Source organism: Streptomyces sp. NPDC002868 (genome assembly GCF_055563295.1).
The window spans coordinates 19563-29411 of record NZ_JBVHDR010000034.1 but is presented as its reverse complement, the minus strand read 5'-3'; the positions used below and the strand labels follow the sequence as shown (position 1 = coordinate 29411).

At 68.2% G+C, this 9849-nt stretch carries 11 protein-coding genes; 4 read left to right on the top strand and 7 right to left on the bottom strand.

What is annotated here, in order from left to right; genetic code table 11:
- Positions 1 to 144: 144 nt before the first annotated feature.
- From ACZ3H8_RS38330 to ACZ3H8_RS38320, 3 genes are read right to left on the bottom strand one after another with little or no spacing between them, the layout of a single operon-like run.
- The gene (locus ACZ3H8_RS38330) at positions 145 to 516 is read right to left on the bottom strand and encodes a site-specific integrase (protein WP_467409681.1); all 372 of its coding nucleotides are present in this window, start codon (positions 514 to 516) and stop codon (positions 145 to 147) included.
- Between the two features lie 55 nt (positions 517 to 571).
- A complete protein-coding gene (locus tag ACZ3H8_RS38325) occupies positions 572 to 1135 on the bottom strand; it encodes a class I SAM-dependent methyltransferase (RefSeq protein WP_467409680.1) in 564 nt (187 codons plus the stop codon).
- A 51-nt stretch (positions 1136 to 1186) separates the two neighbouring features.
- Entirely contained in the window at positions 1187 to 1354 is a 168-nt protein-coding gene (locus ACZ3H8_RS38320; RefSeq protein WP_467409677.1) for a hypothetical protein, read from the bottom strand.
- A gap of 90 nt (positions 1355 to 1444) precedes the next feature.
- Here ACZ3H8_RS38320 and ACZ3H8_RS38315 point away from each other — a divergent pair, with 90 nt between their 5' ends.
- Positions 1445 to 1939 (top strand): peptidylprolyl isomerase, encoded by a 495-nt coding sequence (locus ACZ3H8_RS38315; RefSeq protein ID WP_307665431.1) that lies wholly within the window; start codon positions 1445 to 1447, stop codon positions 1937 to 1939.
- Positions 1940 to 2223: 284 nt separating this feature from the next.
- Here ACZ3H8_RS38315 and ACZ3H8_RS38310 read toward each other — a convergent pair whose 3' ends face one another.
- The gene (locus tag ACZ3H8_RS38310) at positions 2224 to 2946 is read right to left on the bottom strand and encodes a GntR family transcriptional regulator (RefSeq protein ID WP_467409676.1); all 723 of its coding nucleotides are present in this window, start codon (positions 2944 to 2946) and stop codon (positions 2224 to 2226) included.
- Between the two features lie 556 nt (positions 2947 to 3502).
- Here ACZ3H8_RS38310 and ACZ3H8_RS38305 point away from each other — a divergent pair.
- Both ACZ3H8_RS38305 and ACZ3H8_RS38300 read left to right on the top strand, forming a co-directional pair.
- Entirely contained in the window at positions 3503 to 5782 is a 2280-nt protein-coding gene (locus ACZ3H8_RS38305) for a collagenase (protein WP_467409674.1), read from the top strand.
- Positions 5783 to 6011: 229 nt separating this feature from the next.
- Positions 6012 to 6500, top strand: coding sequence for a hypothetical protein (locus tag ACZ3H8_RS38300; RefSeq protein WP_467409672.1), 489 nt, complete (start codon positions 6012 to 6014; stop codon positions 6498 to 6500).
- Between the two features lie 12 nt (positions 6501 to 6512).
- Here the strand turns inward: ACZ3H8_RS38300 and ACZ3H8_RS38295 are convergent, their stop codons facing one another.
- Positions 6513 to 6674, bottom strand: a complete 162-nt coding sequence (locus ACZ3H8_RS38295; protein WP_467409670.1) for a hypothetical protein — start codon at positions 6672 to 6674, stop codon at positions 6513 to 6515.
- Positions 6675 to 7072: 398 nt separating this feature from the next.
- Here ACZ3H8_RS38295 and ACZ3H8_RS38290 point away from each other — a divergent pair, with 398 nt between their 5' ends.
- Entirely contained in the window at positions 7073 to 8464 is a 1392-nt protein-coding gene (locus ACZ3H8_RS38290) for a hypothetical protein (protein ID WP_467409667.1), read from the top strand.
- A 161-nt stretch (positions 8465 to 8625) separates the two neighbouring features.
- Here the strand turns inward: ACZ3H8_RS38290 and ACZ3H8_RS38285 are convergent, their stop codons facing one another.
- Positions 8626 to 9015 (bottom strand): hypothetical protein, encoded by a 390-nt coding sequence (locus ACZ3H8_RS38285; RefSeq protein ID WP_467409666.1) that lies wholly within the window; start codon positions 9013 to 9015, stop codon positions 8626 to 8628.
- A gap of 56 nt (positions 9016 to 9071) precedes the next feature.
- Entirely contained in the window at positions 9072 to 9710 is a 639-nt protein-coding gene (locus ACZ3H8_RS38280) for a tetratricopeptide repeat protein (RefSeq protein WP_467409664.1), read from the bottom strand.
- Between the last annotated feature and the right edge of the window lie 139 nt (positions 9711 to 9849).

Sequence of the window (9849 nt, the reverse complement as noted above, 5' to 3'; positions counted from 1 at the left end):
GGGACAACCTCCCCGACACCATCCGCGCAGCAGCCGGTCTCCTGACCGACCAACAAGCAACCCAACACACCAAGGCACTCGCACTGCCCACCACATAGACCTGATCACAACACCGGCGACGAGCTCAACACGACCGCACACCAATCACGCACGAGGTCGTAAGGCTTCAGGCGCCTTGCCGCGATGACGCCAGTGCACTCGAACAGGCTTGTCTGCCAGCTGCATCCACAGGGTGAAGTCCCGGGCGTCCGCACGTACTGCGCGATCCCACGGGATGCCCAGTACCCACAGAAACCGCCACCACCTCAGTAGGTCCATCCCGTACGAGCGCGGTGTCAGCGGCGAGCTGTCCGCCGCCATCAAGTCCTTGAAGTACATCGCTACCGGCTCGACCACGGAGCCTTCTGGATCCAGCAATTGGTAGGGCTCCCAAACGTCAGCGGTCTCCAGTAACTGGCCAACCTCAGGCAGGACAAGACTCTTCAGATCCCTCTTGGGATCACTCCACTCAGTCATGGCGGGAAGCTAGCAGAAGGTGCTATGACCTGCATAAATGCCTGACTTAGTTCGGTCAACACACCCACATGTGGACTGTGAGGCGGTCGCCGTCGGCCGGCGGCAGGATCTCGGGGCGCGGCGTCATCGTGCTGGAGGGCGGCGTTCCGGCGGAGTTGGTGTGCAGGACGGAGAACAGCAGTCGGCCGCCCGGCTTGAGGGCCTGAGCCAGGGCGGGGAGGAGCCGGTCGGGATCGATGTAGCCAAGACCGTGGACGGAGTAGACCAGGTCGTACGGCTCGGCACGGCGCAGGTGCGTCACGGCATCGGCCAGCACGAGACGCAGCCCGTACTGGTCGCCGTAGCGTGTGGCGGCCCGCTGATGCTGGGTGGGGGAGGAGTCCACGGCATCGATCAGCGCACCGCGTTCGCGGCGACGAGCGCCGCGAACTTCCCCATCCCGCACCCAGATCCAGCACCCTCCGGTCCGCGACGTCGCCAAGGACCTCAAGGCCCGGGCCTGTACCCAGAACCCAAAGTCGAGCCGTTCCGGGTCCGGGACGAGGGTTCCCCGCTGCAGATGGTGCGTTCCGTAGGCGGTCCACGCCGCGGCGTTCTTCTGCTCGTTGTCCACGTCCACGGTGCCCCCTGCCTGTCGTCTGCCGTGAGAAGGGTGTCCGGACCCGCTCGGCTACGAACCGCCCCCGAGAATCTCCGCCGTCTCCACGTCCAGCGCGACGGCAGGCTCGTCCAGGCGCGGCCTCGGCTCCGGGCTCCGCCCCGGCATCTGGTCCTGCACGATGCCGTCAAGCGCCACCGCGGCGAAGCCCCGCGCAATGGCGCTGAGTGCGTGGCCCATGGCCTCCGGCCGTGCGGCGGAGCGGGTGTTTCTCCGCGTCAGGGTGGGTCTGGTGTGCGTTCCGGTGGCTTCGGGTGTCAGGATGGGGCCATGAGTAACGTGTTCTTCGATATCACCATTAACGACGAGCCCGCCGGCCGGATCGTCTTCCAGCTGTTCGATGACGTGGTCCCCAAGACCGCCAGGAACTTCCGCGAGCTTGCCACGGGCGTGCACGGCTATGGCTACGAGGGCTCTTCCTTCCACCGTGTCATCCCGGATTTCATGCTCCAGGGCGGCGACTTCACCGCCGGTAACGGCACGGGCGGCAAGAGCATCTATGGCCAGAAGTTCGCCGACGAGAACTTCCAGCTCAAGCACACCAAGCCGGGCCAGCTCTCCATGGCCAACGCGGGCCCGAACACCAACGGCTCGCAGTTCTTCATCACCACCATCGTCACCGACTGGCTGGACAACAAGCACGTCGTCTTCGGCGAGGTCGTCGAGGGCATGGACCTTGTGAAGAAGATCGAGGGCCTGGGCTCGCGCAGCGGTGCACCCAAGGCCAAGGTCACGATCGCCAAGTCGGGCGTCGTCGAGGACTGATCCCGTCTGCGCGGCGTCCGCCGCGCGACGTCCGGGGCTGGGTGAATCGTCTCGGCAGCGGCGCCCGGGCCTCCGGCCTGTCCGGACCGGTCCCGGGCGTCGCGGGCTTTACGGTGGCCTTCGCACGCCGACTCCGCCGCTGAGCCGGGCCCTTCGGCGAGGCGGCGGGCTGCCGGTGTCTGTGAGGCGTCGTTCGGGGTCTGCCCCGATAGCGGGATGGCGCAGCACGTCTCGCACGAGTCCGATGCGGCCGGTGAGATGGCGGGGGCGCCGGGGGCCGAATGTCAGCCGGTGGCGGCGGGCTTCCGCCTGGAGCGGCGTGCTGCGGGGATCTCGGCGTCCTTGAGGCCCTTCGCCCACAGGGAGCGCACATGGCCCAGGTGCCGGGTCATGCAGGCCTCGGCGGCCTGTGCGTCACCGGCCAGCATCAGATCGAGGAGCTCCAGGTGCTCCTCGGCGGACGGCAGCAACTGGTCGCGTTCGTCCAGTGCCGTCAGTCCGTAGAGGCGGGAGCGCTTGCGCAGGTCGCCGACTGTCTCGACGAGACGCTCGTTGCCCGTGAGGCCGAGCAGGGTGAGATGGAACTGGCGGTCAGCCTCCAGATAGCCGATGAGGTCGTGTTCGCGGGCGGCGCGGACGATCTCCTCCGCCACCGGCCGCAGTGCCTCCAGGTCTTCGGGGGAGGCGCTGCGGGTGATCCGGCCGATCATCGGGACCTCGATCAGGGTGCGGATCTCGGTGTACTGGTCGAGATCGCGCTCATTGACTTCGGTGACTCTGAATCCCTTGTTCCGCACCGGTTCAACGAGACCTTCGCGGGCCAGGTCGAGCATCGCCTCGCGCACGGGGGTGGCGGAGACGCCGAAGTCCTCGGCGAGTCCAGGCGCCGAGTAGACCTCGCCAGGGCGGAGTTCGCCGGAGATGAGCGCGGCCCGTAGAGCATGAGCCACCTGGTCGCGCAGCGACTCCCGGGCGGTGACAAGGTTGCGCTGCTTCAGGTGCCCCATGGTGTTCCTTCCGTGCCGCCGCGGTTCACCAGAGTACAATGTCACGTTGCTTTCGCAGCTGGTGAGGGTGCGGGTGGGGGCGTGGAGTGGAACTCCAGGTCCGCGCGGCCCAGTTCGCCGGGGGTCCGTGGGTGGAGCGCCGGCCGCCTGACGGAGGCGTGCTCGCCCCCGAGGTCAGCCGTCGAGGAGTTCGCCCGTCTAGGATTCGATCCGACGGGTGGTTCGCCGCAGCGCGCCGGACGTCAGCCGGCGGACGAACAGCCTGGGCGCGATGGGGACCGGGGCGGCGGGCTGAACGGGGCGGCGGGCAGAAGGAGTTCGCCGGGTGCCCGTCTGGTCACCGGAGTCGTCCCCTTCGGACAGGGTTCCGCGAAGTGGGATGTGCATGGGGGTTGTCAGTGCAATGTCACATTACTACGTTACGCATCACATGGCGGGACTGATGGTGACACGCCATCAACCTCCGCCTGTGGCAACGCACTTCAACCTCTGAACCCCCACTCAGGAGACATCGGTGTCTCGAGACGGATACGCACCCAGACCTCTGCCGGCCGCAGTGATAGCGACAGCAGCGCTGCTGGCCTCCCTCGCACCACTCGTCCAGGCCTCCGCGGCGCCCGCGCAGCCGAAGCCGGCCGCCGCTCCCGCCGGGCCCGTCGACCGCCACAACCCGCACGACGAAGTGGAACGCCTCGCCGCGGCACCCAAGTTCACGGCCCGTACCGCGCCCGCCCCCGGCGGGCTGCCGCAGGGCCGTACCCCCGGCGCCCGTACGGCGGGCAGGGCCACGACGGCAGCCGGCGCTCCCGCGGTTCCCTGCACGCTGGACGGCATCACCCCTCTGGGCCCGGAGCAGTTCGCCGACTTCCTCGCCGATCCGGCCGTCACCGCTGACGGTTGTCTGCGCGACGTCATCTGGACCTGGGACGCCCGCCTGGCCCCCGTCATGTCCGACGCCCACGTCCAGGCCGTCTCCCGCCGGATATCCACGATCTCCCCGGTCCATGACGGGAAGAACGGCAGCCATCTGCTGGAGATGCTCACCTACCTCCACGCCGTGGTCTACCACGACTTCTCACGCAGCGAGATCGACGTCACCGACGCACCCACCACCGAGGCCATGCGCCGCGCCATCAACGCCTTCGGGACAGCGGCCCGCTCCTTCACCGTGACACGCACCAACGCCGACTCCCTGCGCGAAGCCCTCTACGCCGGCAGTGGCCCCGGGCTGCGCCACTCCCAGCTCGGACTGATCCAGAAGGTGCTGGCCATGCTGGACCAGTACCACCCCACCACCTACAAGGACCCCGCGTGGGGCGGCGCCGCGCTTGCCGGGCTCTCCGTCAACTACCTGGGGATCCACCCGGGCAACAACGACACCTCCTTCCGCGCACTGGTCGCCCGGAACACGACGTACCGCAACGCCTTCAGGAAGTTCGCTGCTTACACCCACCTCAAGGGCACGGCGAACGAGTGGGTGGTCCGGGATGCGCTCGGCGAGTACGGCCGCTTCGGCCAGATCGAGGCAGTGAAGCCCGAGACCGTCTCCGGCCTCGGCGCGCTGCTGCCGGTCACCACGCGCAACTTCGGCGAAGGCAGCCAGCCTTGGGCCAAGGTGGCGAGCTGGCTCAACTTCTACGAGGCATGCAAGCCGTACGGGGTGTGCAAGGACGACATCGAGCGCCGCATCTTCCCGTACACCTACCGCTACGACAACGGCGCCATGAAGGTCCGCACCGGGCTGGACCGGGCCACCGTCGACCAGCTCTACTACGCGAGCAAGCAGGTCAAGGCGCAGTTCCACCGCGTCGTGGGCACCGATGCGCCGCTGACGGGTGACACCAACACCTCGCTGAACATCGTGCTCTACGCCTCGCGCGCCGACTACGAGACGTACCACCCGCTGCTCACCGGGATGGACACCAACAACGGCGGCGTCTACATCGAACGCGGCGCGACCTTCTACACCTACCAGCGGCGCGTTCCGCAGGACTCCTCCCTCACCCTGGAAGAGCTCTTTCGCCACGAGTACACGCACTACCTCAACGGCCGCTGGGCGGTGCCCGGTTACTTCGGTGAGGGCCCGTGGTACCAGGGGGACCGCACGACCGCGATGGACGAGGGCACGGCCGAGTTCTTCGACGGCGCCACCCGCGACGACGGCATCGCCGTGCGCAAGTCGCTGGTGCAGGGCGTCATCGATGACACGGCGGGGGGCGGGCCGCGTATGAGCGTGAACCAGTTGCTGCACGCCACGTACGACGGCGACGGCTTCCGCTTCTACGACTACGCCGGCACCTTCTTCGAGTTCCTGTGGACCGAGCGCCCCTCGCTGATCCGCGAGATGTACGGGTACCTGCGCGCCGACGACCCTGCCGCCTTCGACGCCTGGCGCAACCGCCTCGGCGGGGACGCCGCGCTGCAGCGCGCGTACGACAGCTTCCTGGACGCGCAGATCGCCCGGGTCGACGACCTCTTCGTGCCGAACACCACGTTCAATCCGAACGACCGGCTGCGGGACTCCTCGGCCGAAGCGGTCCGCGTCTCTTTCGCGACCGCCACCCAGCTCAGTCCCACCTGCGCGACCGCCCCGGATCCGACGATGCGCCGTTTCATCTGTACCGGCCGGATCACCGCGAACCTCACCGACCCCTCGAGCCCTGACCGCATCTTCAAGGACATGTCCGAGACGGTCGACTACTTCATCCTGGACCGGGCTCGCCCCGCGTCCACCAATCTGACCGACATGAACTGCCACTTCGGCAAGGTCGACCTCTGGACGAGCCGCCGCGCCGGCACTGCCGACTACACCTGCGAAGGCCCGCTGCGCAGCTGACGGCATGAGCCCCCGGGCCGTACGGTGCGCGGCACCACCGCCGTACGGCCCGGGGAGGGGTTCTACTCCGACTGAGGGGGCGCGCGATCAGGTAGGCAGGGTCGGTAGGCAGGGTCGAGCTGGCGCGGGCGCCGGACGGCGGCCGCGTCGCCTACCCCCGCTACCTCGGGCCGGAGGGCGTCGAGCGGTTCTGCACCCGCCTGATGGGTGAAGCCGGAGTCCTGCAACGGTGCTGATCCACGGCCGCAACCCGGACAAGGCGCGGTCCCTGTGCGACGAGCTCCACGCACGCGGGCTCCATGCCCGTCCCGCCTCGGCCGAGGAGGCGACCGGCGCCGACATCATCATCACTACGACGCCGGCCGCCACTCCGATACTCGACGCCGCCCGCGTGCGCGAGGGAGCACATGTGACCGGCGTCGGTACGGACATGTCGCACAAGAACGAGCTCCCCGCGGCGCTCTTCGGCCGCGCACAGCTGATCGCGACCGACGACCACGACCAGTGCCTCGACCACGGCGACTTCGGCCACGCCGTCCGAGCCCGGACAGCCTCCGAGACCGGCGACACCGCGGCCGGCCTGTTGAGCGAGCTGCTTGGAGGGACACCCAACCGAGGAAACAGACGTTTTTCGTCAAGTGCCCCTTATGGCCTATGTAGTTGGTTGTACGGTATGCGTCTAGTTGTCGGTGCCGGGCGCGGGTGCGGATGTGTATGACGGCGGCGCGGGTCAGTTCCGGTGGTCGCGCTCCGGCTGCGCGGTACGGGCCCGCAGGGTGCGCCGGTGAACCTTCTCGGCGAGGTTCATCAGGTCCTTCGAGTCGATCTTGTCGGAGAGGTGGTCGTGACGGGCGAACCAGGGCAGCTCTCGGATGACTGCCCTGAAGGACATCCGCCAGAACCACGCGTCCACGACGGCGGGTGCCGTGACGTGCAGGACGTGCAGGAGGGCCGCGGTGACGACCCCGGCCAGGCCCCACAGGCCGTGCAGTCCTGCAAGCTGAGTGGGCGCCCGCCCTGGTCGTCGTCCAGTTCGCCGGTCAGATCCGGGACTCCGTCATCCGGGCACTCAACGTGGCCTGGGCCGCGGCCGCCGCCGCTCTGCAGTCCCCACCGCCGCCCCCGCCTCCTCCTCCGGCGCATCTTCCCGGGCCGCCGTCCGCGGGCCGCGCTCTGGGGCGCCAGGGAGCCAAAGCAGCTGCCGCCGCCATTGCCACCACAGCCGTCATTGCCGGAACCATTCTGTGGACCCGCCCCGACACCGCCCAGTTGTCACCGGCCGCAGCCAACATGCCGACCATTGCCTATGCCACCGACAGCACCGTCCAGGTGCGCACCGGCAGCGACAAGAAGACCACCTTGGCGCAAGTCCCGCCCGGCAGCACCGTCACCGACCTTGTCTGGTCCCCCGACCGCAGCCATCTCGGCTGGCTTGCCAAACCCGTCGCAGGTGCGAACTCCACCCTGCACCTCAGCAATGTGAAAACCGGCGGCACCCAGGACTGGGCGTGCACCGGCTGCGCCGGTCTCGCCTTCCACAACGGCCGTCTGGTCACCGTCAAGGACAGCTCCACGCTTATCGCCCACCCGATCACCGGCGGCGTCCCCGCACCCCTGACTCTCGAAGGCATGCTGCAAATCGTCGACCCGGCAGAGTCCGACCTCGACGTACACCTGCTCGGCACCACCCCCGCCGGCGGCGAACTGCTCGTGTTCACCATCGAACACAACATCGGGTTCGACGACGCCAACAGGATCTACCGGATGGCAGCGAACAACACCGTGGCGTCCATCGTCGACGACGCCATCACCCAGGTACCCGGAGGAGATGCCGCGCCCGGCGAACACGCGGCCGTGAGCCCGGACGGCACCCTGCTCGCCTACGCAGGCAACGGCCCGGGAACCGACACCTGTATCCCCTCGGACAGCGTCACCGTCATCAACCTGGACACCGGCAAGCAGACCACCGCACGCCTGCCGGCTCCTCGGACCGGCCACTGCGCATCAACAGCATCTGGTTCGATCTGCAGAACAACGTCCATGCCAGTGCGTTCGCACAGCCCGGCACAACGAGCGCCGCGCCCGCGACGGGCACAGGCCGGCGGACGACCCAACCGTGTACAGCCTCAGCAGCGGCAAATGGGCCAGGACATCACAGAGCGCGGTCAACGGAGGTGCGACTCAACGAGGCTGGAACGCCTACCGCACCGGTGCGGTGGGGCTGAACGACTACCGCGCACCGGCCTCCCGGCTCGTCGCCACCGACAACAACGGCGCGACCATCGAACTCGCCGACGCCGCCACAGCCTTCGCCTGGGCCCCCAGCGCCACGGCTCCCAGCCCGGTGCTCGGCACGCTGTGGGCCCCAACCAGAAGGGCTACGGACTGTCCAAGCCCACGCTGTTCTACAACGGAGGAAGCCCCAGCGGGATAGTACGCAAAGTGACATGGACCTCGTGGGGCGAGACACAGGCCACCGGAACGGGCGAAGCCCTCTACGTCACCGGAGACAAATCCGTGGCGGAGAGCCCATGGGAGACCGTCAGCGTCGTCGCCTTCGACCTCGGCGACTGCCAAGGCACCCGGACCTACCGCAAAGTCAGCTCTTTCCACCCAGGCCACGGCGAGACGTTCGATCCCACCCAGTACATCAACGTCTGCACCGGCGAGTACAGCGGATAGCGCCCATACGCTCCTCGCCGCTTAATGCTGATGAGTGGGAGTTCATCCGTTCACTGTTCGGCCGAGTGCCTCACGAGGCGCCGACCGACCCGTTGCGACACAGCGCCCCCAGAGGCACACCGCTTCGCCGACATGCCGCGGGTCTCGGCTTGCTGCAGGTCCTAGAGGGTCCCCGGTGGCGGGCCGGCCGGAGTTGTGGGCTCGGCGGGGGGTTGCTGGGCGCCGGCTGTCACTGCCGTTACGCGGCGGACCGGTCGGGTCAGAGCGTTCTCCAGGGTCCGTCCTGGCATACGCGACAGGCCGAAGATCACGGCGAGAGATATGGACGGGGCACCGACCGCGAATGCGGCGACGAGAGGTTCCCCTGCGTCCAGGCTGTATTTGGCGAAGACCAGCATGCCGCCGACGGAGACGAGTGCGAACAGCTGGCCGACAGCCCGCTGGCCCACGGCTGCCCACGCCAGTCGTCGACGGTGGCGCTCATCCGTACGGAATTCCGCCCAGATCTCGGCTGCGAGTCCTGGCTTGACTGCCTCCCACTCCTTGGCCACGCTTGCGTCCCAGCGCGGGCCTGGGCCTTCATCGCGCTGTTCGCGCCGGGCGGCCATCAGCGGTCCCGATGCTTCACGGCGTCGGGTTCGTCCTGGCCGTGAGATGCAGCTTCCGGCCGGACAACCGGTCCAGCCGCGCGGCGCTCGCTACCGTGAATCAACGACCAGGCGCGGGCCGTCAAACCATGTCCCGCATCCTCGGCCCGATGTATCCATTCCCGCGCCTCCGCGTACTGCCCCTTTGTGGCCAGCAACAGCCCGAGGTTATGAGCGGCATCCGGGCTACTCCGCTCGGCGGCTTGCCGCCACGATGCTTCGGCGCCGTTGAGATTCCCGCGGTCGTAGTCGATGAGTCCCAGCAGAACACCCGCATCGGCGACACCGCTGTCCGCTGCTCGCTTCAGCCACGTCTCGACTGTCTGCAGCCTCCCGGACCTCTTCAACACCAGTCCGAGATCGACGGCAGCCTGTGGCCTCCCTGCTTCAAAGGCCCGGCGTAACCACTGCTCCGCTTCGGTGCGTCGCCCCCGCTGCACCAGGAGCACGCCCAGATAGTGCGCAGCCCGTAAGTCGCCTTGGCCTGCAGCTTGTTCCCACTCCTGTTCGGCAAGGTTCAGCACGCCCGCTCGGAAGTGAAGTACGCCCAGATCCGTACGGGCTCCAGCGCTTCCGCTGTCACTGAGTGCGCGCAGCACGCGCTCCGCCTCCGCGGCACGTCCCCTGCGGATGAGTTCCAGACCGTGGGAGTGAGCGCGGCTCGTGTAGTGGGTCTCTACATCTCTGGGAGGCGTGCCCAGCTCCGCGTAGGCGTTGCGCCAGTGCCGGTCCAGGCGA